We start from the raw sequence: 22,913 nt of genomic DNA on the forward strand, positions 1-22,913 counted from the left end.
CCGGCCATCTTCCTGTCCGGCCTGGCGTTTGTCTATGCGTTGTCCTTCCAACGACGCAGGGCAGCGAATGTGCCGCAGTCATCATTGATCTCAGCGGGAGAATGTTCGATTACACGCTGTTTGAGGCTGTCATTGTGACAACGCAAAAACGGATTGGTTCGCAATTCTAACTCAATTGTTGATGGGAGCGTCGGCAAATGTTTAGAGCGCTTTGTTTTCTCAGCGTCAATCCGCTGTTGCAGATCGATGTTCTGTGGTTCGGCAAGCGATGCAAATTCAAGGTTCTTGAGTGTGTATTCGTGCGCGCAGTAGACCCGCGTGTTACCGGGAAGACTGCTCAGACGCTGCAGCGACTGGTACATCATTTCTGGCGTACCTTCAAATATACGGCCGCAGCCGCCCGCGAAGAGTGTGTCGCCACAGAACAGAGCAGGGGAGTCATCGTCCGGTTGTTTGCCGAAATACGCGATATGGTCCAGTGTGTGACCAGGTACCGTAATAACCTGTAGTCTGAATCCACCGACAACCTCAAGCTGATCGGCCTCACCTACAGCTGTGCTTATGCCATCAATATGACCGCCTTTTGGACCATAAACCGGCACGAAATAGCGTGACAGCAGCGTTTTCAGGCCACCGACATGATCTGCGTGGTGATGAGTTATCAGTATTGAGTGCAGCTGCAGACCTTTTTCCTGAAGAAACGCGATCACGGGCTCGGCGTCACCCGGATCGACTACAGTGCATGCACTGCCATGACAGATAGCCCAAATGTAGTTGTCATTAAACGCCGGTATGGGAACCATACTGAACTGCGCCTGATCGCTCATGGTGTTCTCCTTTTGCTGCTTTTCTCAATGATATCAGATCAGGTTTGGTGAGTTTCCGTTGCGGTGCTAGAATCCAGACTTGAGGAGAATGCCAATGTCATCCCACAACCGCAAACCCGAGTTACCCGATCCCGTGACGCTGGAGCCAGAACTGTCTGAGTGGCTGCAATCACCGCTGGGTCAGGCCTTGCTGGATGCTCAGCGCCAGGCGCTATACCCGGTGCTCAGTCGTGTGTTTGGCTATCATGTCCTGCAGTTGTCCTGTGCACCGCAAGTGGACATGTTGCAGGACTGCCTGGTCGGGCACAAGATTTGTTTTGCACCGGCCTGGCGACCAGGTATCAACCAGCCTGTGGCCAGCATCGAGTCTCTGCCGCTGGAAACCGACAGCGTTGACGCAGTTCTTCTGCACCATGCGCTGGATTACACTAATGACAGTCACCGGCTATTGCGGGAAGCGACCCGGGTATTGCGGCCAGGCGGACGTTTGCTGATTGTTGGCTTCAATCCAGTTAGTCTCTGGGGGCTCAGCAAGTTGCTGCGCTGGCGACCACGCACACCATGGAATGCCCGCTTTCTGTCGCGACGTCGCTTGTCGGACTGGTTGAGCCTGCTGGATTTTAGCGTTGATAAAGTCACCTACGGTGGGTTTCTGCCACCGCTCAAGCACCCACGGATTCTTGCTAAAGCCGCCGATTTTGAGCGCTGGCTGGATAAACTGGGCAATCCGACAGGCGCGTTCTATATGGTGGTTGCCAGCAAGCAGCGCGTGCCACTGATTCCGGTAGCACCGCGCTGGCGAAAAATGCAGCGGCCGGCGCTCGGCGTACCATTGCCTGAAACGGGTCGTGTTGCCAGCCAGCCAGGCAGAGCGGCTGGCAGGGCACGCAAAGTCGTACCGCTGCGCCCCTACAGACGCCATACTCCCGATCACGAATAAGTTACAAATAAGGCTAGATGATTGAAAGAAGTTGTTGAAATTTATACCGATGGTGCCTGTCGTGGCAACCCGGGGCCGGGTGGTTGGGGGGCTGTTCTGCGTTACCGTGGGGTGGAGAAGCAACTGTATGGCGGCAGCTTCCACACTACCAATAATAAGATGGAGCTGCTTGCCGTCATCAAGGCGCTTGAGGCACTCAAACGTTCGGGCTGTCAGGTTTCATTATATAGCGACTCACGTTACGTCCTGACAGGCATCAGTGAATGGTTGCCCAACTGGAAGCGTAGAGGCTGGAAAACCGCCAATCGCAAGCCGGTACTGAATCAGGAGCTGTGGCAGGCGCTCGATGAGCTAAGTCAGCAGCACGATATTGACTGGCACTGGGTCAAGGGACACAGTGGCCACCCGGGCAATGAGCTGGCGGATGAATTGGCGAATCGTGGGATTGATGAGTTGCCGGCACAAGCAGATACGGGAGTGCATCAGTAGTGCGTCAGATTGTACTGGATACAGAAACGACCGGCCTGGAAGCCTCCCAGGGACACCGGATCATCGAAATAGGTTGCGTTGAAGTTGAACATCGCAGGCTTACTGGCAATCACTATCACCAGTATGTCAGACCCGAGCGGGAAATTGACGAAGGTGCCCAGGAAGTGCACGGCATCAGCAACGAATTTCTGGCTGACAAACCGGTGTTCTCCGAAATTGCTGATGAGTTTCTTGAATTTGTCCGTGGGGCAGAACTGCTGATACACAATGCCCCGTTCGATATTGGGTTCCTTGACGCGGAACTGGAGCGACTCGGCTCATCCTATGGGCGGATGGCAGATTATTGTCGCATTACCGATACATTGCAGCTGGCCCGGCGCAAACACCCCGGTCAGCGCAACAGTCTGGATGCCCTTTGTAAGCGCTACGAGGTCGATAACTCCCATCGTGAACTGCACGGCGCCTTGCTTGACTCCGAGATACTGGCCGACGTTTATCTACTGATGACCGGTGGTCAGACTGATCTGAGTCTGGCTGAAGAAGCCGCGTCAGAGAATGAAAGCGGCGCTACACAAGCTGTTCGCGTCAGCCGCGAAGGTCTGGCGCTGGCAGTTTCGCAGCCAACAGAGGCAGAGTGGCAGGCGCACCAGAAGCTTCTGGAACGCATCCAAAAGGCCAGTGGCGAGAATTGTGTGTGGCTTAGAGGCAAGTCCGACTGATGCCTGCTGCCGTCATCCTTTTTCACGAAGGCAGTGTTCTGCTGAACAATGGGCGTCCTCTCTGGAATCCAGATGTACTTAACCGCCCTGATGTTGTGCTTCGCGCCCTGTTGCCGGTGGCCGATGAGACCGGAGGCGCAGGTGTTTACCAGGTTGCGGTGCTTGACTCCCTCAAACCATTCCCCAGTATTGAACCGGTCGGCGTGCGCCAGTTTTTGCTGGAGTCAGGCTTTGATTCATTTTCGGTTGTGGGTCGTGCCAGTCAACTTGTAAATTGGTACATCATGCACCGCTACTGTGGCGCCTGCGGACATCAGACAGAATTGGCGGAAGCTGCCAACCGGGTGTTGTGCACTGCCTGTGGCAAGGAATACTACCCCCGCATTAATCCCTGCATTATTGTTCTGATTACCCGTGGCGACAATATTCTGCTGGCCAGAAGCAGTCGGCGCGGCACTGATTTTTACAGCTGTCTGGCCGGTTTTATCGAGCCAGGGGAGAGTGCAGAGCAGGCGGTAAGGCGGGAAGTCTTCGAAGAGGTCGGCCTGCAGGTTACCAATATTCGATACACCGGCAGTCAGCCGTGGCCGTTTCCGTCTCAGTTAATGCTTGGCTTTTACGCTGATTACCTGGATGGCGAAATTAACCCCGATCCGGACGAAATTGCTGATGCCGATTGGTATGCTGTTGATCAGCTACCGAAGGTACCTTCCCCGCGCATAAGCATTGCCGGGCAATTGATAGAGACGTATGTGGAATCGGCGCTGAACAACAGCGCTCGTTGAAAGGAGAGTGTAAATCTTGGAATACTTTGTTGAATACCTGATGTTTCTTGCGAGGGCGGTAACCATCGTCGTGGCCATTTTTGCGGTGGTAAGCATTCTTGTCGCTGCCGGTCAGCGCAACCGTCGCCAGGTGAACCGCGGCAGTATTTCTGTGATTCACCTGAACAAAGAAATTGAAGACCTGAAAGAGAGTCTGCAGCGCGTGATTCTGGACAAGTTCATGCTTAAAAAGCTGTTGAAGGCGCAGAAGAAAAAAGACAAAGAAGAGGCGCGCAGACTGAAGGGTGAGCAATCCAGTGAGCAGCGAAAAAAACGCATTTATGTTCTGAGTTTTAACGGTGACATGGAAGCAAACGAGGTGGAATCCCTGCGGCAGGAAGTGACGGCTGTGTTGACCATGGCAGAGTCAAATGACGAAGTCATGTTGCGACTGGAGAGCCCGGGTGGCATGGTGCATGCCTACGGACTGGCGGCGTCGCAGTTGCTCAGACTTAAGCAGAGCAATATCCCGCTCACCATCTGCGTAGACAAAGTTGCCGCTAGCGGCGGTTACATGATGGCGTGTCTGGCAGATCGGCTGCTGGCAGCGCCGTTTGCCATCATTGGCTCGATAGGCGTGCTGGTGCAGATGCCGAACATCCACAGGCTGTTGAAGAAAAACGATGTTGATTTCGAGATGATCACGGCTGGTGAATACAAGCGGACTCTGACTCCGTTCACTGAGGTGACTGAAAAAGGGCGCGAAAAGGTCAAGCAGGATGTTGAAGAGATGCATGGCCTGTTCAAGGACTGGGTTCAACGCTACCGTCCCGTCGTAGACATTGATCAAATCTCCACGGGAGAGACCTGGGTAGGCATGCAGGCTCATGACCGCAAAATGGTTGATGACATCGGAACCAGCGATGACTTTATTGTCCAGTCCTGCGAGGCTGCTGATGTCTACGAGGTCTGTTATGAGATACGTGTGCCGCTGGGCGAAAAAATTGGTGGGGTGCTGCAGCGGGCCATGGACAAGACTTTACTGAACTGGTGGCAACGCCTGCGCACGCCGCAGCAATTCTGACTTTCATGCAACACAAACTTCACGCGATACAGGATAGTTTATGAAACTTGACCAGGAATCATTCAAAGCATTGCTTGTTACCGAACATGCCGGTGATGACGGCAAAAACCGATACGAGTCGGCATTGGTTGATCGCAAGGTTGCGGAACTGCCTGCAGGTGATGTGCTGATTCGCGTGGCCTATTCGTCACTCAATTACAAAGACGCATTGTCGGCAGCAGGCAATAAAGGCGTGACGCGTAATTACCCTCATACACCGGGTATTGACGCGGCAGGCGTTGTGGCAGAGTCGGAGAACGAACACTTCAAGCCGGGTGATGAAGTGATTGTTATTGGATACGACCTGGGCATGAATACCGCGGGAGGATTTGGGCAATACATTCGTGTGCCAGCTGACTGGGTTGTGCCCAGACCGGCGGGTTTGAGCCTTCAGGAAAGCATGATCATCGGCACAGCTGGCTTTACCGCAGCTCTGTGCGTGGAAAAGCTGCTCCTCAACGGCGTAGATGCCGACTCCGGTCCCGTTCTTGTAACGGGTGCCAGTGGCGGGGTAGGCAGTTTTGCGGTGGCTCTGCTTGCCCAGCTGGGCTTTTCTGTTACAGCCATGACCGGCTCCGGCCAGGCTGCTGATTTCCTGAAGGGTCTTGGCGCTACTGAAATTATAGGTCGGGAAGACTACGCCAGCCCCAACCCGCGGCCTTTGTTGAAGGAACAATGGGGTGGGGCAGTCGATGCCGTTGGTGGTGACATCCTTTTTAATGTCGTTAAATCCCTGCGCTATGGTGGCAGTGTGGCCTGTTGTGGATTGGTCGCGTCACCCACATTTGATGCATCGGTATTTCCGTTTATTCTGCGAGGAGTGAACCTGCTGGGCATCGATTCGGTGAACCTGCCAATTTCTCACAAGCGACAGTTATGGAACAAGCTGGCTGCAAACTGGAAACCGGCGCAGCTGGCATCACTGCAAACCACGTTATCACTGGCGCAACTGTCCGATGCGCTCAAACAGGTTCTGGCGGGCAAGTCGACTGGTCGACTGGTTCTGGATCTGCAAGCCTAACGGCGACGAAACAGGGGTTCAGGCTGGTCAATGCTGGCCTGATACCCGGTTTTGAAGTCGGCAAAGGCAGTCAGCATGATCTCGGCATCCTGATCAGCGCGTGGCATGAGGATGTTGAAACCACAGCGTTTCAGGAAGAAAACCTGGTCGCGCAGCACATCGCCTACCGCCATCAGGTCGCCTTTGTAACCCAGATTCTGACGGAGCGCGCGTGCAGTGCTGTAGCCGCGACCATCGCTGAAAACTGGAAAATTGACAGCAATCAGCGGGATATCATTAATATCAAATGCGGAGTCGACGATAAGCGAACCCGGCTTTTCATTACTGTCCAGCCATACCCCAGTCTGTCCCTTTCTGGCCTGCAGTGTGCTGCGTTCGGCCAGCCAGAAATCGAGTGGCACGATGATGGCTTGCTGCTCCATGTCCGCCAGCTCATCGACGCCAACCTCGGCCTCCAGAATTCTCCAGGAATTACTTACAACAGTCTGGTCTTTGATGATCCATTCAGATGATGCTGGCATGTTTTCAGTGTCCAATGATTAAGCCTGGCGCGGCGCGCGTGAGTTGGATTTGTCGCCGTATAGTGCGGCCTTGAACGGATCCAGACCGATACGATTAAAGGTTTCGACAAATTCCTCACCACCACTTCGCTGCTGTTTATAGACCGATACGATCTTTTCTATCACATCCGGTATTTCATCCTGCGAGAAAGCCGGGCCGACAATCTTTCCCAGTGCGGTTTCGTTGCTGGCAGAACCACCGAGAGAAACCTGATAGAACTCCTCACCTTTTTTGTCTACACCCAGAATGCCGATGTTGCCGACATGGTGATGACCACAGGCATTCATGCAGCCTGATATGTTCAGAGACAATTTGCCAATCTCGCGCAGTTCGGCATGGCTGAATCGACGCTGGATCGACTCCGCTATCGGAATCGATTTGGCGTTGGCGAGTGCGCAGAAGTCACCGCCCGGGCAGCAGATCATGTCACTGAGCAGGCCAAGATTATCCGCCTGCAGGTCGTGAGTTTTCAGTGCCTGCCACAGGTCGTACAGCTTGTCCTGCTCAACATCGGCGAGTACCACGTTTTGCGTATGCGTGATGCGCATTTCACCAAAACTGTACTGATCAGCCAGATCGGCAATGAACTGCATCTGTGCGGCGTCCAGATCCCCGGGGGCATAACCGGTCTTCTTCGCACAAATGGTGACAATGGCATAGCCGGGTCGTTTGTGCGCGCTGACATTCTGGTCGTGCCACGCTGCAAACATCACGTCGCCGCCAAGTGCCCGCTTCAGCAGCTCACTGCTGGCAGGCAGATCTTTGTAATCCGGGTCGTGGAAAAATCCGCGGCAACGTACCACTTCATCCTGAGTCAATGTCATAGGACCGTCCTTGACGGTCAGCCATTCAGCTTCGACCTTGTCCCGGAACTGCTCTACACCGGTTTCCCTGACCAGAATCTTGATGCGCGCTTTGTATTTGTTGTCACGGCGTCCTTCCTGGTTATAGACGCGCAGGATGGCATCAAGGTAACTCAGCAGATGTTGCTCCGGCAGGAAACTACGAATCTCACTGCCGATGACCGGGGTGCGACCCAGCCCGCCCCCAACCAGTACCCGAAAGCCCAGCTCGCCAGCTGCATTTCTGACCATGTACAGACCAATATCATGGACTTGCGTGGCCGCCTGGTCGTGCCTGGTGCCACAGACTGCAATTTTGAACTTGCGCGGCAGGTAGGCAAACTCGGGGTGGAAGGTCGACCATTGTCTGATTATCTCGCAGTACGGGCGGGCATCAGTTATTTCGTCTGCCGATACACCTGCGAACTGGTCGGTGGTGGTATTGCGGATGCAGTTACCACTGGTCTGGATCGCGTGCATTTCCACTTCAGCCAGATGTTCGAGTATGTCCGGTACTTCCTCAAGATGAGGCCAGTTAAACTGAATATTCTGACGGGTTGTCAGGTGGCCGTAACCTTTATCGTAGTGATCGGCGATATAGGCCAGCTTGCGCATTTGTCGCGATGACAGCATGCCGTAAGGGATTGCGATCCGCAGCATCGGTGCCAGGCGCTGAATGTATAGCCCGTTTTGAAGGCGTAATGGCAGGAATTCGGCATCCGACAACTGGCCAGCCAGGTATCTCTGCGTCTGGTCCCTGAATTGTGCTACACGATCAGCCAGCATCTGGTGATCATATTGGTCGTATCGATACATAATTCGAAACTGCTACGGAAAATTTGGGAGGGCATTGTAATAAAAACAGGTATTGATTACCACCAGACGGAATATGGCGGTTTGTCATAACCGTATAACCAGAAGTGATTTTCGTGCAGATTACTTGATTATCCGGGTAGATGAATTAAAATGCGCTCGCGATTTTTACTGCGTAATTCACAGACAGCCCCTATACAAGCAGGTGAGGCCCCATGACTGATCAAGCCAACAACAGCCATTACACTGAAGAAGAGTTGCAAGCCAACAGCCAGGTCGACGCAGTCGCCATTTTTGCCGCTGTTATCGTTATGGTCAGCCTGGTGATTTTCTTTGTAGCCAGCTGATTCAGGCGTAATTCACGCCAGCACCACCCGTACAACGACCACCAGAGTCAGCACAAACACTACGGTAAAAATGAGCGCGGCAGCGACAAAGCCCGAAATGGAGCCTTGTTCGAAGTCGCGCTCTTTGTTTTTGCGGCTTTGCACGCCAAAGCTGGCGGCGATCACACTGCTCATGGTTTGCCAGAAGCCAAGCTTCTTCCTGGCTGGCTGAGGCGCCTGGTTCTGTTCAGTGGTTCCTGGGCCTGAATGCTCATCAGAGCTGTAATCATCTGCAGTTTTATCAATCATGGTTGCCTCCGATAACACCCCGCTTAATCCAGCAGATTGGGTGTCAGTAACTTACGGGCTGCTTCAACGGTAATTCCGCGGCGTTCAGCAAAATCCTCTACCTGGTCTTCATTGATCTTGCCCACGGAGAAATAGCGCGAATCCGGATGGGCAAAATAAAATCCACTGACCGCTGCTGCTGGTAGCATAGCGAAACTCTCGGTCAGAGACATCTCAATTGAATTGTTTATATCGAGCAGATCAAAGATGGCAACTTTGTCTGAGTGTTCAGGGCAGGCCGGATAACCTGGCGCGGGTCTGATACCACGATACTTCTCGCGAATCAGGGCTTCGTTATCAAGGGTTTCGTCAGGGGCGTAGGCCCAGAATTCACGCCGCACTCGTTCATGCAGGTGTTCAGCGAAGGCCTCGGCGAGGCGATCCGCCAGGGCCTTGACCATAAGGGCGTTGTAGTCGTTATTTTCGGCCTGGTATTTGTCAGCCAGTTCCTGAGCGCCAAGTCCTGCCGTCACGGCAAACGCACCGATATAGTCTGTGTCTGCCTCTGAGCTGTCGGCAACAAAATCAGCGAGTGAGAGGTTGGGGATGCCCTCAGCCTTGGACGCCTGCTGCCGAAGAAAGTTGAATTCGTGCAGTGGTTTAATGTGTGCGTCATCAGCAAATACCTTGACATCGTTGCGCCCACTGCGCTGAGCTGGCCAGAAGCCGATCACGCCCTGTGCACGCAGTTTTTTGTTGCTGACAAGATCATCCAGCATCTGTTGGGCATCCGCGAAAAGGTCACGGGCTGCCTGCCCAACCACATCGTCCTCAAGAATCGCGGGATACTTGCCTGACAGGCTCCAGGTGATGAAAAAAGGTGTCCAGTCGATGTATGGCACCAGCTTTTCCAGAGGGTAGTCCTCAAACACTTTTGTCCCCAGGAAGGAGGGCCTGGTAATGGTGTCCGTGCGCCATTCAAACTGACCTGCGTTACTGTTGGCCTCGTCGAAACTCAGCAGGCTGCTGCGCTGGTCACGACCTGCGGTGCGCGTGCGTATTGTGTCGTACTCAGCTTTGACCTTGGCGACAAATTCGGGGTGGGTCTCTTTGCCGAGCAGGTTGCTGACGACGGTTACGCTGCGAGATGCATCTGGCACGTAGACCGTCGCATTATTCTTGTAATGCTGCTCGATCTTGACCGCGGTATGAGCCTTTGACGTCGTCGCTCCGCCGATCAGCAGAGGTACCTTAAAGTCCAGGCGCTGCATTTCCTTGGCGACATGGACCATTTCATCAAGCGATGGTGTGATCAGGCCGCTCAGGCCAATAATATCCACATCGTGTTCACGTGCCTGTTGCAGTATTTTCTCGCAGGGAACCATGACGCCGAGATCGATGATGTCGTAGTTATTGCAGCCCAGCACGACGCCGACAATGTTTTTGCCAATGTCGTGGACATCGCCTTTGACTGTGGCGAGCAGGACTTTGCCTTTGGATTTGCTGGCATCGCCCGACTTGAGCTTCTCGGCCTCGATATACGGCAGCAGGTAGGCAACCGCCTGTTTCATGACCCGGGCACTTTTTACGACCTGTGGCAGGAACATTTTGCCACTGCCAAACAGATCGCCGACAACATTCATGCCGTCCATCAATGGGCCTTCGATCACTTCGATCGGTTTGTCGTATTGCTGACGCGCCTCTTCGGTGTCGGCGTCAATATAGCGAGTAATGCCTTTGACAAGCGCGTGGGTGATGCGCTGTTGGACAGGCGCGTCACGCCAGGCGACATCCTCATTGGACTCGGTGCTGCCAGTGCCGCTGTACTTGCCGGCGATTTCCATCAGGCGGTCAGTGCCGTCGCTGCGCCGGTTCAACACGATGTCGCTGACGCGCTCTTTGAGATCCGCGGGTATGTCATCGTAAACCGTCAACTGGCCGGCATTGACGATACCCATATTCAGTCCGGCCTTGATGGCGTGATAAAGGAAAACCGAGTGAATCGCTTCGCGCACAGGGTCGTTGCCGCGGAAGGAAAACGACACGTTACTGACACCGCCTGAAATCAATGCGTGTGGCAGATTCTTGCGGATGTAACGACAGCTTTCGATAAAATCCACGGCGTAGTTGTTATGCTCATCGATACCGGTGGCAATCGCGAAGATGTTGGGATCAAAAATGATGTCCTCCGGAGCAAAACCAGCCTCGGAGATAAGCAGATCGTAGCTGCGCTTACAAATCGACTGCTTCTTCTCCAGCGTGTCCGCCTGTCCGGTTTCGTCAAAGGCCATCACCACGACAGCAGCACCATAGCGACGACAGAGTCGGGCTTTCTCCAGAAAGTCTGCTTCGCCTTCCTTCAGGCTGATCGAGTTGACGATGCCCTTGCCCTGAATATTCTTCAGGCCACATTCAAGCACCTCCCATTTGGAAGAGTCGATCATGATAGGGACGCGGCTGATGTCAGGCTCCGACGCGATCAGACGCAGAAATTTCTGCATCGCCGCCAGTGAGTCCAGCATGCCTTCGTCCATATTGATGTCGATGATCTGCGCACCGTTTTCCACCTGCTGCAGCGCAACATCCAGTGCCTCGTTGTAATTGTTCTCGCGAATCAAGCGCGCGAACTTGCGAGACCCGGTTATGTTAGTGCGTTCGCCGACATTCACGAACAGGCTGTCAGGGCCGATGTTGAACGCTTCCAGTCCACTGAGTCGGCATTTGACCGGGACCTGGGGAATCTTGCGCGGCTTGTGAGCAGCGACTGCTTTGGCGATGGCACTGATATGCACAGGCGTCGTGCCACAGCAGCCGCCAATAATGTTTACGAAGCCGCTGGCAGCAAACTCTTCAACAATCGCAGCCATTTCGGCAGCGCTCTGATCATATTCGCCGAACGCATTGGGCAGGCCGGCATTGGGGTGTGCCGATACAAACGACGAGGCCAGGCCCGATATCTCTTCGATGTGTGGCCGCAACTGATCGGCACCCAGAGCGCAGTTAAAACCTATCGAAAGCGGCTTACTGTGCCGGACAGAGTTCCAGAAGGCTTCTACGGTCTGACCGGAAAGCGTACGGCCACTGGCATCCGTAATGGTGCCAGAGATCATGATCGGCAGCTCGATGGCCATGTCGTCAAACACTTCCTGAATGGCGAAGAGCGCGGCTTTGGCATTCAGTGTGTCAAAGATTGTTTCCACCAGCAGCAGATCAGCGCCGCCACTGATCAAACCCTCGACGGCGACTTTATAGTCCACCACCAGGCTGTCAAAGTCAGTGTTGCGGTAACCCGGGTCGTTCACATCGGGCGATAGAGAAGCAGTGCGGCTGGTTGGGCCGATGACACCCGCCACAAACCGGGGCCTGTCCGGTGTCTTCAGATTGATCTCTTCACAGCATTCGCGCGCCAGTTTTGCACCCTGGTAGTTCAGCTCTCTGACAATAGGTTGCAGGTTGTAATCTGACTGGGAGACTGCCGTAGCGTTAAAGGTATTGGTCTCGACGATATCCGCGCCAGCTTCCAGATAAGCCAGGTGGATTTTGCGTATGATATCCGGGCGTGTCAGTGTCAGCAGGTCGTTGTTCCCTGTCAGGTCCGATTCATGATCCCTGAACTGTTCACCACGATAGTCTGCTTCAGTCAGCTTTTCGGCCTGAATCATGGTTCCCATTGCCCCATCCAGAATCAGGATGCGCTGGCTGAGGGCTTGCTTCAGAAGTTCAAAGGCCGGGTGTTGTTTCATCAGTCTGTCCGTTGGGTCATCGCATTGGAAAAGCCGCAATTCTAGCAGAAGCAGGGCGGTGTACCGAGGGTTTTGTCATATCGCAGTGGGACGGGGGGATGTAAATCGGCTAATAACCTAGTAAAATACTCGGCTATTGGAGATAGAGGATTGCTATGATCACGATTACCGAACCAGCCCAGGAATACCTGGCGCAGTTACTGAAGAAACAGGATGCCGAAGGGGTCGGCATACGGGTGTTCATCCTGGATCCGGGGACTCCGAAAGCCGAAACCTGCATATCCTTCTGTCGCCCTGGCGAGCAGAAAGACGAAGATGAGCTGAAAGAGTTCGCTGAATTTAATGCCTGGCTTGAAAAGCGCAGCATTCCTTTTCTGGAGGAAGCTGTTGTCGACTATGCCAAAGACAGCATGGGTGGTCAGCTTACAATCAAGGCGCCTAACTCACGCCTGCCTAAAATCCGCGACGACAGCCCGCTGGAAGATCGTATTAACTACGTGCTTTATAATGAGATCAATCCCTCACTGGCCTCGCATGGCGGTGTTGTCAGCCTGGAAGACATCGTTGATGACTCGATTGCGATACTTCGCTTTGGTGGTGGCTGTCAGGGTTGTGGCATGGTAGATGTGACGCTGAAGGAAGGTGTGGAAAAGACGCTGATGGACCAGATTCCCGGCCTGACCGGCGTGCGCGACGTTACCGACCATACCAACCGGGAAAACGCTTACTTCAAGTAGGCCGTAAACCGTCTGGCTGTGCCGCGGGTTTTGGTCGCGGCACTCGCTGTTTTTCATCCTGCCAGTTAAATCAATCGAGCATTGCAAGTTTAATCTTATCAGGGGCTTGCAGGATATCTCTCAAGCAGCGCCTGATATAGTCGGGCAGGGTAGTCGTCCGTTTCGGCAGACAAGCCCGACATGGCCTCTACCAGGTGCTCGTTGTCTTCCCGCCCATGCCACAGCTTTTGATAGCTTCCTTCCTTGTAGCCATGGTCCTGTCGGAAGAAATTAAGAACATTTTTACCCACGTACTGGCGAAACAGCTCATTCCATGACATCTCGCAATCACGCATGATGTGTTCAAACAGAGGCAGTTCGATTCGCCTTGCAGCCGCTGTCGCCGTCAATAGCTCCAGCTTTTCAAGCATAGATAAACCGCCCAGCTGCCATTCCCTGCCATCAAAGAGCAGAGAATCACTTTTGGTGGGCTGTATAATCTGATTCAGGGATGTTTCCAGATCGCCTCTGGCTCGCAAGAGCACTTCAGACACAAGAAAGTGCCATATATCGATCACTTCCATTTGTAGCTGCGGCAAGTCCAGCGTCTGTTTTTTCCACCATTTCCAGCCATGGTGCTCAATCGCTTCGGCAGCTTCGACAAGCACTGCGCGCAGATACGGGTATCCAGCGTTTAGCCAGTCAGGGTCGACTTTAGAGTTCATGGCAGTCTGAAGTTCCAGCATGGTGCGAGCCTGCCGGGGGGAGAGCGAGTCGTGCATGGTGAGGTCCGGTCGATTTCTGATCAGTGATTTGCAGTGTTGCTCAGATTGGCCTTTTGTTGCTGCAGTGCCGCAAGCATCTCCCGACGACTTCGCAGCATATCTTCGTAGAAGCGGCGGGGTTCTGCGTCGGAAGAATCGATATCAGCTATCCAGTCCTGCAGTGTCTTGATTTCCAGGCTCAATTGAGTAATCCCCTGGTCGAGCAGATCTGGCTCAACCTGGGGGAGCGATGGGGCGCGCTTTCGCTTTTCTGTCAAGCTCATGCCGGAATTCTCTGACAAACTGCAACCGCCGTTATCTTACCATGACAACGGTTATCGGCCACTAAGCCCATAGCATTAGTCATCGCTCGAATTGAATTTATAAATTTTCTGGAGATTGGCACATTTGCGCTTAGAACTCAATAGTTTGCTTGCGTTTCAAGCCGTTTGGGACGGTTCAAACAGACTTCGATGATAGGCTTTGGCACTCTGTTGTCGTTCGGGCTCGCCCCATAGATCTACCATCTGGCGACTGTCGGTCTTGTTGAGTAGTCGCATGTGCTCGTGGCCCAGGTCTCGCCAGGGCAACTCAATTTGTGCGATTTGTTCGGCGGTGAAACGCTGTGACAGCGATTGCCACTTAAGATCGGGGACTCCAGGAACTTTATCGTGCAACAGGCTGGCCTCTGCAGCCAGGCGGTAAAGCGTCTGCAGCCAGTCGGCTCTTGACTCCTCTGTGGCTGCACGGGCCGCAGCGCGGGCAATGATCGCAGCCTGCTGGTATCCCTGTAGCTGTGGCCAGGCGACATTACAGGCAGAGAGCGCTGCATCGTAGTCCCCCTGGTTCTTTAATGATTGCGCCACCTGCTTCCAGTCGCCGGGCGATGCGACTGGAGAGGGACTGTCTTCCTGCTCAGACTTGTTGGTGTGGTTTTGTTCCCGGGACTCTTCTTCCACCTCAGGGGCAGGGCCTGGTTCTGTGGTTGCTGTTTCCGTCACACGCTGTTCCGGTTCCGCGATTGATGTCTCAGACTCTTCTGATGGCGCCTGCTCTGCTTCCGGTTCCAGTTCAGGAACTTCGACGTCCAGAGGAGGTAAACCGCGTTCACGCTCAACTGCATCAACGCGGGCTCTTTGCTGGTGACGGTGGAGTACATAAGCGATTGCGCAGACCAGCGCCAGCGATAAGACTAGACTGAAGAATACTAACATTGTGCGAATCAGGCCCTGTTTGCAGAGTGTGGATACTTAACTATAACACTGTTGATCCGGTGTGAAGGAAATGCCGTAAAGACGAGTGATGACTCCCTCATCAGGGCAAATATGGTGCTGATGCGAAAAAAACAAATATTTTGAAAATAGTTCTATCAGCTGCCGAATCTATTTGCTATTATGCGCGCGCTGCATCGGTAGGGCATTCAGTGTTCTCGAGTCACCGGTTTCGACTGGTGGTAGCAGCAAGAAACTGCGATACAACTCTGAGTAAGCTAATGTACAAAATCAGAGTGAAAAAAAGTTGTCCAGTTTGACAGAATTTACTTGACGGCGACGTGTTAGCTTCTTAGAATTCGCGCCGCTTTCTGCAACAAGGCAGGAAACAAAGTTTTCTGTCCCCTTCGTCTAGAGGCCTAGGACACCGGGTTTTCATCCCGGCAACAGGGGTTCGAAACCCCTAGGGGACGCCATATTTTAAGCCTGGCTTTTGCCAGGCTTTTTTTTTGGCCATAATTCGGAAATCGACGTCATCAGGTTCCGCCATGCAAACAGAAAATCACCACGCAATCTCGATTCGAAACCTGAAGAAAACCTACGACAATGGCCACCAGGCGCTTAAGGGAATCGATCTCGATGTTCGCGAGAACGACTTCTTTGCGCTGCTGGGACCCAACGGGGCAGGAAAGTCGACAATCATCGGCATTATCTCCACGCTGGTTCGTGCAACGTCTGGCCAGATCCAGATTTTCGGGCGGGATGTGGCGACCGACGTTTATCAGACAAAACTGTCACTGGGCGTGGTTCCGCAGGAAGTAAACTTCAGTCAGTTCGAGAAAGTTGGTGATATTGTCATGACCCAGGCCGGGTACTATGGCCTCAAGGGACAGCTGGCAAAGGAACGCACAGAAAAATACCTCAAGAAGCTTGACCTGTGGGACAAGCGCGACAACCGCTCAAGAATGCTTTCTGGCGGGATGAAACGTCGCTTGATGATCGCCAGGGCTTTGGTTCACGAACCCAGACTGCTGATACTGGACGAACCAACGGCAGGTGTTGATATCGAACTGCGTCGCTCAATGTGGGATTTCCTGCAGGAAATCAATAGAAGTGGCACAACCATCATTCTGACCACCCATTATCTGGAAGAGGCAGAACATCTGTGTCGCAACATTGCCATTATTAATCATGGCGAAATTGTTGAAAACACCAGTATGCGAAGTCTGTTGGGCAAACTGGCGCGTCAGACACTGGTATTCGACACGTTCAGTGAGCTCACTGCTGCGCCAGTATTCGAAGACCCGGATATCCATAGCCACCTGATTGATTCGCACAGTTTTGAGGTCAGTATGAGCACCAGTCGTGATATCAACGCGCTTTTCAACGTTCTGTCGCAGCAGAATGTATTGATCAAAAGCATGCGCAACAAGACCAATCGGTTGGAGGAACTGTTCCTGTCCAGCCTGAGCACCCAGAAGTAACGGGGCAGGGGGCACATTATGTTCAACGGACACAAATACATAGCCTTCGAGACGATTCTTATCAAAGAGGTGCGGCGCTTTACCCGTATATGGATGCAGACGCTGTTGCCACCTGCGATAACAATCGGCCTTTATTACCTCATTTTTGGCAACCTGATTGGTCGCCGTATTGGGGACATGGGGGGCTACGATTACATTGATTTTATAGTGCCTGGCCTAATCATGATGGCGGTTATCCAGAACGCCTACTCAAATGTGTCATCTTCGTTCTTCAGCAACAAGTTCCAACGCTGTATCGAAGAGATACTGGTGTCACCGGTTCCAAACTACATCATCCTGCTGGGGTTTGTAGCCGGCGGGATGGCCCGCGGATTGCTGGTGGGCATCATCGTAACCATCATGTCATTTGTCTTCACATCATTGAACATTGCGCATCTCGGGCTGACCGTTCTGGTGGTGCTTTTGACGGCCATGGTTTTTTCCCTGGCAGGGTTTATCAATGCACTGTTTGCCAACACCTTTGACGACATTTCCATCATTCCCACTTTTGTTCTGACGCCGCTGATTTATCTGGGTGGTGTGTTCTACTCAATCGAATTGCTACCCGCGGCCGGGCAGTGGGTGTCTGCTCTGAATCCTGTGCTGTATATGGTCAATACATTCAGATACGGCATTCTGGGCACCAGTGACGTGAACGTTTACTGGGCGCTGTCCATGCTGGTCTTCTTCAGTGCTCTGCTTTTTGGTGTGGCGCTCTATCTGCTGCGACGTGGCACGGGGTTGCGACATTGATGGGACACTCGGACATTCCGCTGGGGAAACAGACCAGTTACCCGCAGCAATATGATCCTGCACAACTGTATCGTGTTGCACGAAGCGACAATCGCGCGCTTCTGCCGTTTGCTGCCGCCGGGACCGGTTCTGCCGATTTTGCAGACAAGGACCTGCCGTTCTTCGGCTTTGACCATTGGAGAGCCTATGAACTTTCCTGGCTGCAGCCTTCAGGTAAGCCCGTTGTGGCAACCGCAGACATCATCGTTCCCTGTGACTCGCCAAACCTGATTGAGTCCAAGTCAATGAAGTTGTACTTCAACTCATTGAACCAGCACAAACTGGATGGCATGCAGGAAGCGAGCGAGCTGATAGCTCGTGACCTCAGCCTGGCTGCCGGTAAGCCAGTTCAGGTGCGACTGCATCCCCTGACGGCGGGCGAGCATCACACGTCGATTGATACAAGCGCTGTTCTGTTGGATGAGCTGCAGATAGCGACCGAAGCCTTCTCACCTGATGCTGCTCTATTGGGCGTTCGGGAAGACAGCTCTGGCCCGGTTTCCGAAAGGCTGCGTTCGGAGCTGTTTCGATCCAACTGCCCGATTACCAGTCAACCTGACTGGGGCAGTGTTACGATAGAGTACACCGGTCAGCCAATAAACCACGAGAGCCTTTTGCGCTACATTATTTCCTATAGGCAACATGAAGGCTTTCACGAACACTGTGTGGAAATGATTTTCTGTGACCTGATGAAGATCTGCCGACCCCAGTCTTTGACCGTAAGCATCAATTTCCTCAGGCGTGGCGGCCTGGAAATCAATCCGCTGCGCACCACACGCGCCGGGCTTACCCCACAAAGCCTGCCGCGGGAACTACGCCAGTAATTCCTGCGGATTCGCTTGTATTTGCCACTGCCATGTTATAGAGTTACGCGCCTTAAAACGGTGAGGTGTCCGAGTGGTTGAAGGAGCACGCCTGGAAAGTGTGTATACGGAAACGTATCGAGGGTTCGAATCCCTCCCTCACCGCCATTTTAAGAATCCCCGCAGTAAACCTATCATAGCTGACCCCGAACAAAGCGCTGCCCTCGAGGAGGGATGAGAACCCGAAAAGAGGGTTCGACCGATTGCATCGCAATCGGAGACGAGCGCGTCAGCGCGAAGCCCAACGGGTCAAACAGCCCTAAGGCTGTTTGATCAATCCCTCCCTCACCGCCAGTTTTAAAGTCCCCGCAGTAAAACGTCCATAGCTGACCCCGAACAAAGCGCTGCCCTCGAGGAGGGATGAGAACCCGACCAGAGGGTTCGACAAGCATCGCTTTGCGATGCGCAGCACGTCACCGCCAGGTGACGCCCCGACGGGGTGAGCCGCGCAGCGGCGAATGAAATCCCTCCCTCACCGCCATTTTAAGAATCCCCGCAGTAAAACTTTCATAGCAGACCCCGAACAAAAGCGCTAGTGCCACGGTCCGACAACAAACCGATCAGGTGGTTAGATCCAGCCTCGCCACCGCCTGTTGCGCCCCAACAGCATTGGTGTACTATCCCTCTCGACCAACAAAATAAAAAAACAAAGAGAGATCACCATGCAGCCATCCTGTTACCGCGGGCAAAGTGTACCTCCAGCTGACTCACCAAGAAAACGTAGCCTATTACTGGCCCACATCATCACGGCAGCATTTGTCACACTGTCTAGCGGCAGCCTGGCCAATGACTGGGCTCACTACGGCTCCGATCAGGCATCCAGCAAATATGTGCCTTTTGATCAGATCAATGAAGATAATGTGAACCAACTGCAACTGGCGTGGAGTTGGGATTCACCCGACAATGCTACGGTCGCTGCCAACCATGAGGCCGGCAATTTTGCGGCCACTCCGAGCGCCTATAAATCGACGCCTATTGCCATAGACGGCGTGCTCTACATCAATTCTTCCTTCGGCCGGGTGGCGGCCATTGACGGGGAGAGTGGGGAAACGCTATGGACCTTTGATACCCGTGCCTGGGAAGCCGGTCGCCCGGCTAATCTTGGCTACAACACACGTGGTGTCAGCTACTGGACTGATGGTGATGCGCAACGCATCATTGTGCTGACCAATGATTCCTGGATGTGGTCCATCGATGCTGAAACGGGCTTGCCCGATCCCGCTTTTGGGGTTGATGGCAAAGTCGACCTGGCACAGGGACTGGGGCGTGAGATTAATCGTCGCGCCTACTCTATGGTCAGCACCGCGTTAATTCATGGCGATCTGGCAGTTGTTGGCTCAGTGATAAACGACGTGCCGACTTATCAACTCGCGCCACCCGGCCATGTACGGGCTTTTGACGTCCGCACTGGCGAGCAGCGCTGGATATTCAGAACCATCCCACAGCCCGGCGAGTTCGGCAATGAAACCTGGGAAAACGGTGCCTGGCAGACAGTGGGTAACACTAATGTCTGGACACAGATGAGCTCGGATCCCGAGCTTGACCTGATCTATCTGCCAACTGGCACGCCGACCAACGACTGGTATGGCGGTCACAGACTGGGCAGTAATCTGTTTGCCGAAACAATAATTGCTGTCGATGCTCAGACGGGGGCAAGACGATGGCATTTTCAGACAGTGCATCACGGACTCTGGGACTATGACTTGCCCGCCGCCCCGAACCTTATGGATATTACGGTCGACGGAGAGCCCGTAAAGGCGCTTGCGCAGATTTCCAAACAGGGGTTTGTTTATGTCCTGAACCGTGAGACCGGTGAGCCCATCTGGCCAATAGAAGAACGTTCGGTACCGGCCTCAACCGTCCCCGGTGAGCGTGCTTCACCAACGCAGCCGCATCCCACACGTCCCGCCCCGTTCGAGCCTCAGGGTATATCAGATGCCACATTGATTGACTTCACTCCCGAGCTGCGCGCTCAGGCAGAAGAGGCGCTCGCGCCATTTGATTATGGCCCGCTGTTTACACCCCCATCATTGCGGGGCACGGTGTTGTTGCCAGGCTGGACCGGAGGTGGTGGCTGGCAGGGAGCTGCAGCTGACCCAGAAACCGGCATGCTGTATATCCCTTCGGGCAGTGCTCCAATTGTCGCGCAACTGGTAGAACCTGAGGCTGGCAGCTCTGACTTCCGTTATGTCCGGGGTGGCATCACATCCGTGTCAGGTCCACAGGGTCTGCCGTTGACCAAACCGCCTTACGGACGAATTACCGCCATTGATATGAACAGTGGCGAACACGCCTGGGTCGTCCCACATGGCGAAGGCATTCGTCAACGTATCATTGATCTTGGTCTGGCAGACCCGGGACCGGTCGGTTCAACCTCCAGAACCGGACCGGTATTGACCAAAACCCTGTTGTTTGTGGCCCAGCAGGACGGTGGACGTGCTGTGATGCGGGCGTTCGACAAATCAACCGGTGAGGTTGTTCACGAGTTGGACCTGCCATCGTCGCCGGCCGCGACGCCCATGAGTTACATGGTGGGGGATAAACAATATATCGCCATCGCCCTGGGCGGTGGTACGGACGCAAGAGTTGTCAGTTATGCATTACCTTGATTTGACGCGCGCGGGCGTTGCCCTGATTGCGCTGGGTCTGATCCTCACGTCAGCAGATCAGGCAGGGGCGCAGCAACAGGAATGGACAAGTTACGGTTCAGATCTGACATCCAGCAAATACGTGCCATTGCAGCAGATCAATGCGGAGAATGTCGGGGAGTTGCAAATTGCCTGGATGTGGGAGACTCCGGACAACGAACTGTTCCAGAGCCGCTCCGATGTCAGTGCCGCCGAGTATAAATCTACACCATTAATGGTAAACGGCACGCTGTACGTCAGCACGTCGCTGGGGCAAGTGGGCGCCGTTGATGCGCTGACGGGGGAGGAGCTATGGACCTTCGATACCGGGTCCTGGCAGCGCGGTCGGCATCCTAACTTCAATAACAATCATCGTGGCGTAGCCTGGTGGGATGATGGGGTTGATGGTCGCGTTCTGATGGCGGCCAATGATGGCGTCTTATGGTCCCTGAATGCGCGCACCGGACAGCCCGACCCGAATTTTGCCAATAATGGTCAACTGGATCTCAAACAGGGTCTGGGTTCCAGCGCGACCATTGGCCAGTATGGTGCCATATCTCCGCCGCTTGTTATCAACGATGTCATCGTCGTTGGATCCTCAATCAACGACGTGCCGTATTTCACTGACCAGGTTCCGCCCGGGCATGTGCGTGGTTTTGATGCTCAAACAGGCGAGCAGCGCTGGATATTCCACACTGTCCCGCAGGGTGATGAGCCCGGGACCGAAACGTGGGAAAACGATGCCTGGCAATCGGCAGGTGCAACCAACGTCTGGACCCTGATGAGTGCCGACCCTGAAACCGGCTATGTGTATCTGCCCGTGAGTACTCCCAACAACGACTGGTATGGCGGGCACCGCCTGGGTGACAACTTGTATGCCGAAAGTCTGGTCTGTCTCGATGCCGAGACTGGTGAGCTGATCTGGCATTTTCAGGCCGTCCGGCATGGCCTTTGGGACTACGATTTGCCGGCTGCCCCTAACCTGGTGGATATCTCGGTTGATGGTGAAGCCATCAAAGCAGTGGCCCAGGTCAGCAAGCAGGGTTTTGTCTATGTTCTGGATCGAATGACCGGTGATCCTGTCTGGCCAATCGAAGAGCGGCCAGTACCCCAGTCAACTGTACCGGGTGAGCGCACGTCGCCAACGCAGCCATTTCCGACCAGGCCAGCACCGTTTGAACCACAGGGGATATCGGATGCGACGCTGATCGATTTTACACCCGAGCTACGTGCCGAGGCACTGGATCTGATCAGCGAAGTCGACTACGGACCATTGTACACGCCGCCCTCCGAACGCGGTGTGATCCTATTTCCCGGTTATAGCGGCGGCGCAACATGGACCGGGGCAGCCGTAGATCCGGAAGAGGGGGTCATGTATGTGCCATCATTCTCGGCGCCACGTTTTGTGCGCCTGCGCAGACCTGATCCTGGCGAGTCAGATTTTGGGTTTATCCGGGACAGAGGCTTTGATATTCAGGGTCCTCAGGGTCTGCCACTGATCAAACCTCCCTACGCCAGAATTACCGCCATCGACCTGAATACCGGCGAGCACTTGTGGATGGTGCCGCATGGTGAAGGTATACGCCAACGGCTGATCGACATGGGAATCGATGATCCCGGCCCGGTTGGCAGCTTCGGACGCAATGGGCCCTTGCTGACTGAGTCGCTGCTCTTTGTGGCGCAGCTGGATGGCGCAAGACCCGTGTTCAGGAGTTACAACAAGCAGACGGGCAAGGTGGTCAGTGAGCTGGATCTTCCGTTGCCACCGATGGGCACACCAATGAGCTACATGGTCGACAGCAGGCAATTTATTGTCATGGCTGTTGGTGCCGGTCCCGATACGCGACTGCTTGCCTTGAGCCTGCCAGCCGAAGCTCAGGGCAACGAACTCTGATCGCAGCGCTTGATTAGCCCGTTGAATTTGACCATAATGCCGCCCCTGATGTGACATCACGTGTGCC

At 54.0% G+C, this 22,913-nt stretch carries 21 protein-coding genes and 2 tRNA genes; 15 read left to right on the forward strand and 8 right to left on the reverse strand.

Going from position 1 to position 22,913, the window contains the following annotated elements; all coding sequences use genetic code 11:
- Positions 1-32: 32 nt before the first annotated feature.
- Positions 33-827, reverse strand: a complete 795-nt coding sequence (gene gloB / locus LVD14_RS10645) for a hydroxyacylglutathione hydrolase (RefSeq protein WP_237134061.1) — start codon at positions 825-827, stop codon at positions 33-35.
- Between the two features lie 94 nt (positions 828-921).
- On the opposite strand from gloB, the gene LVD14_RS10650 reads away from it, so the two are divergent.
- From LVD14_RS10650 to LVD14_RS10675, 6 genes are read left to right on the forward strand one after another with little or no spacing between them, the layout of a single operon-like run.
- The gene (locus LVD14_RS10650; protein WP_237134062.1) at positions 922-1,767 is read left to right on the forward strand and encodes a class I SAM-dependent methyltransferase; all 846 of its coding nucleotides are present in this window, start codon (positions 922-924) and stop codon (positions 1,765-1,767) included.
- Between the two features lie 21 nt (positions 1,768-1,788).
- Positions 1,789-2,256: a ribonuclease HI gene (gene rnhA, locus LVD14_RS10655; protein ID WP_237134063.1), complete on the forward strand. Its 468-nt coding sequence runs from the start codon at positions 1,789-1,791 to the stop codon at positions 2,254-2,256.
- Positions 2,256-2,975 carry a DNA polymerase III subunit epsilon gene (dnaQ, locus tag LVD14_RS10660; RefSeq protein ID WP_237134064.1) on the forward strand — a complete coding sequence of 240 codons (720 nt, stop codon included), beginning with the start codon at positions 2,256-2,258 and terminating at the stop codon, positions 2,973-2,975. The genes rnhA and dnaQ overlap by 1 nt, the downstream gene beginning before the upstream one ends.
- Positions 2,975-3,760 (forward strand): NAD(+) diphosphatase, encoded by a 786-nt coding sequence (nudC, locus tag LVD14_RS10665; RefSeq protein ID WP_237134065.1) that lies wholly within the window; start codon positions 2,975-2,977, stop codon positions 3,758-3,760. Before dnaQ ends, nudC begins: the two co-directional genes overlap by 1 nt.
- A 16-nt stretch (positions 3,761-3,776) precedes the next feature.
- Positions 3,777-4,823, forward strand: a complete 1,047-nt coding sequence (sohB, locus tag LVD14_RS10670) for a protease SohB (RefSeq protein WP_237134066.1) — start codon at positions 3,777-3,779, stop codon at positions 4,821-4,823.
- Positions 4,824-4,863: 40 nt separating this feature from the next.
- The gene (locus LVD14_RS10675; protein WP_237134067.1) at positions 4,864-5,883 is read left to right on the forward strand and encodes a YhdH/YhfP family quinone oxidoreductase; all 1,020 of its coding nucleotides are present in this window, start codon (positions 4,864-4,866) and stop codon (positions 5,881-5,883) included.
- On the opposite strand, the gene LVD14_RS10680 is transcribed toward LVD14_RS10675, so the two are convergent.
- Together LVD14_RS10680 and LVD14_RS10685 are read right to left on the reverse strand one after the other, a co-directional pair.
- Positions 5,880-6,404, reverse strand: a complete 525-nt coding sequence (locus LVD14_RS10680) for a DUF934 domain-containing protein (RefSeq protein WP_237134068.1) — start codon at positions 6,402-6,404, stop codon at positions 5,880-5,882. The genes LVD14_RS10675 and LVD14_RS10680 overlap by 4 nt on opposite strands.
- An 18-nt stretch (positions 6,405-6,422) precedes the next feature.
- Positions 6,423-8,102 carry a nitrite/sulfite reductase gene (locus tag LVD14_RS10685; RefSeq protein WP_237134069.1) on the reverse strand — a complete coding sequence of 560 codons (1,680 nt, stop codon included), beginning with the start codon at positions 8,100-8,102 and terminating at the stop codon, positions 6,423-6,425.
- A gap of 212 nt (positions 8,103-8,314) precedes the next feature.
- On the opposite strand from LVD14_RS10685, the gene LVD14_RS15475 reads away from it, so the two are divergent.
- Positions 8,315-8,446 carry a hypothetical protein gene (locus LVD14_RS15475; protein ID WP_272907272.1) on the forward strand — a complete coding sequence of 44 codons (132 nt, stop codon included), beginning with the start codon at positions 8,315-8,317 and terminating at the stop codon, positions 8,444-8,446.
- Between the two features lie 12 nt (positions 8,447-8,458).
- On the opposite strand, the gene LVD14_RS15665 is transcribed toward LVD14_RS15475, so the two are convergent.
- Together LVD14_RS15665 and metH are read right to left on the reverse strand one after the other, a co-directional pair.
- Positions 8,459-8,734 carry a DUF2970 domain-containing protein gene (locus LVD14_RS15665; RefSeq protein WP_411268275.1) on the reverse strand — a complete coding sequence of 92 codons (276 nt, stop codon included), beginning with the start codon at positions 8,732-8,734 and terminating at the stop codon, positions 8,459-8,461.
- Positions 8,735-8,757: 23 nt separating this feature from the next.
- Entirely contained in the window at positions 8,758-12,459 is a 3,702-nt protein-coding gene (metH, locus tag LVD14_RS10695) for a methionine synthase (protein ID WP_411268289.1), read from the reverse strand.
- 146 nt (positions 12,460-12,605) lie between these two features.
- Between metH and nfuA the strand changes: the two genes are divergently transcribed.
- Positions 12,606-13,193, forward strand: a complete 588-nt coding sequence (gene nfuA / locus LVD14_RS10700; protein ID WP_237134658.1) for a Fe-S biogenesis protein NfuA — start codon at positions 12,606-12,608, stop codon at positions 13,191-13,193.
- Positions 13,194-13,291: 98 nt separating this feature from the next.
- On the opposite strand, the gene LVD14_RS10705 is transcribed toward nfuA, so the two are convergent.
- The 3 genes from LVD14_RS10705 to LVD14_RS10715 all read right to left on the reverse strand — a co-directional run bounded on the left by LVD14_RS10705 (position 13,292) and on the right by LVD14_RS10715 (position 15,150).
- Entirely contained in the window at positions 13,292-13,954 is a 663-nt protein-coding gene (locus tag LVD14_RS10705) for a dUTP diphosphatase (protein ID WP_237134071.1), read from the reverse strand.
- Positions 13,955-13,977: 23 nt separating this feature from the next.
- Entirely contained in the window at positions 13,978-14,220 is a 243-nt protein-coding gene (locus LVD14_RS10710) for a hypothetical protein (protein WP_237134072.1), read from the reverse strand.
- 156 nt (positions 14,221-14,376) lie between these two features.
- Positions 14,377-15,150, reverse strand: coding sequence for a hypothetical protein (locus LVD14_RS10715; protein ID WP_237134073.1), 774 nt, complete (start codon positions 15,148-15,150; stop codon positions 14,377-14,379).
- A 397-nt stretch (positions 15,151-15,547) separates the two neighbouring features.
- Here LVD14_RS10715 and LVD14_RS10720 point away from each other — a divergent pair.
- From LVD14_RS10720 to LVD14_RS10750, 7 genes are all read left to right on the forward strand, one after another.
- Positions 15,548-15,623: transfer RNA gene (locus LVD14_RS10720), tRNA-Glu, on the forward strand.
- A 72-nt stretch (positions 15,624-15,695) separates the two neighbouring features.
- The gene (locus tag LVD14_RS10725) at positions 15,696-16,631 is read left to right on the forward strand and encodes an ABC transporter ATP-binding protein (protein WP_237134074.1); all 936 of its coding nucleotides are present in this window, start codon (positions 15,696-15,698) and stop codon (positions 16,629-16,631) included.
- Between the two features lie 18 nt (positions 16,632-16,649).
- On the forward strand, positions 16,650-17,423 hold the full coding sequence (locus LVD14_RS10730) for an ABC transporter permease (protein ID WP_237134075.1): 774 nt from the start codon (positions 16,650-16,652) through the stop codon (positions 17,421-17,423).
- The gene (gene queF, locus LVD14_RS10735) at positions 17,423-18,286 is read left to right on the forward strand and encodes an NADPH-dependent 7-cyano-7-deazaguanine reductase QueF (RefSeq protein ID WP_237134076.1); all 864 of its coding nucleotides are present in this window, start codon (positions 17,423-17,425) and stop codon (positions 18,284-18,286) included. The genes LVD14_RS10730 and queF overlap by 1 nt, the downstream gene beginning before the upstream one ends.
- A gap of 59 nt (positions 18,287-18,345) precedes the next feature.
- Positions 18,346-18,433: transfer RNA gene (locus LVD14_RS10740), tRNA-Ser, on the forward strand.
- A gap of 554 nt (positions 18,434-18,987) precedes the next feature.
- Entirely contained in the window at positions 18,988-20,934 is a 1,947-nt protein-coding gene (locus LVD14_RS10745) for a pyrroloquinoline quinone-dependent dehydrogenase (protein WP_237134077.1), read from the forward strand.
- The gene (locus LVD14_RS10750; protein ID WP_237134078.1) at positions 20,921-22,846 is read left to right on the forward strand and encodes a pyrroloquinoline quinone-dependent dehydrogenase; all 1,926 of its coding nucleotides are present in this window, start codon (positions 20,921-20,923) and stop codon (positions 22,844-22,846) included. Before LVD14_RS10745 ends, LVD14_RS10750 begins: the two co-directional genes overlap by 14 nt.
- The last annotated feature ends 67 nt before the right edge of the window (positions 22,847-22,913 follow it).

The organism is Pseudohongiella sp. O18, assembly GCF_021729085.1.
In the GTDB taxonomy this organism is placed as follows: domain Bacteria; phylum Pseudomonadota; class Gammaproteobacteria; order Pseudomonadales; family Pseudohongiellaceae; genus Pseudohongiella.

Coding starts and splice junctions, on each gene's coding strand:
- LVD14_RS10680 (WP_237134068.1), bottom strand. CDS start 6,404: ATGCCAGCATCATCTGAATGGATCATCAAAGACCAGACTGTTGTAAGT.
- LVD14_RS10725 (WP_237134074.1), top strand. CDS start 15,696: ATGCAAACAGAAAATCACCACGCAATCTCGATTCGAAACCTGAAGAAA.
- nudC (WP_237134065.1), top strand. CDS start 2,975: ATGCCTGCTGCCGTCATCCTTTTTCACGAAGGCAGTGTTCTGCTGAAC.
- LVD14_RS10685 (WP_237134069.1), bottom strand. CDS start 8,102: ATGTATCGATACGACCAATATGATCACCAGATGCTGGCTGATCGTGTA.
- gloB (WP_237134061.1), bottom strand. CDS start 827: ATGAGCGATCAGGCGCAGTTCAGTATGGTTCCCATACCGGCGTTTAAT.
- LVD14_RS15475 (WP_272907272.1), top strand. CDS start 8,315: ATGACTGATCAAGCCAACAACAGCCATTACACTGAAGAAGAGTTGCAA.
- LVD14_RS10705 (WP_237134071.1), bottom strand. CDS start 13,954: ATGCACGACTCGCTCTCCCCCCGGCAGGCTCGCACCATGCTGGAACTT.
- LVD14_RS15665 (WP_411268275.1), bottom strand. CDS start 8,734: ATGATTGATAAAACTGCAGATGATTACAGCTCTGATGAGCATTCAGGC.
- LVD14_RS10710 (WP_237134072.1), bottom strand. CDS start 14,220: ATGAGCTTGACAGAAAAGCGAAAGCGCGCCCCATCGCTCCCCCAGGTT.
- LVD14_RS10745 (WP_237134077.1), top strand. CDS start 18,988: ATGCAGCCATCCTGTTACCGCGGGCAAAGTGTACCTCCAGCTGACTCA.
- LVD14_RS10715 (WP_237134073.1), bottom strand. CDS start 15,150: ATGTTAGTATTCTTCAGTCTAGTCTTATCGCTGGCGCTGGTCTGCGCA.
- LVD14_RS10675 (WP_237134067.1), top strand. CDS start 4,864: ATGAAACTTGACCAGGAATCATTCAAAGCATTGCTTGTTACCGAACAT.
- LVD14_RS10750 (WP_237134078.1), top strand. CDS start 20,921: ATGCATTACCTTGATTTGACGCGCGCGGGCGTTGCCCTGATTGCGCTG.
- LVD14_RS10650 (WP_237134062.1), top strand. CDS start 922: ATGTCATCCCACAACCGCAAACCCGAGTTACCCGATCCCGTGACGCTG.
- LVD14_RS10730 (WP_237134075.1), top strand. CDS start 16,650: ATGTTCAACGGACACAAATACATAGCCTTCGAGACGATTCTTATCAAA.
- queF (WP_237134076.1), top strand. CDS start 17,423: ATGGGACACTCGGACATTCCGCTGGGGAAACAGACCAGTTACCCGCAG.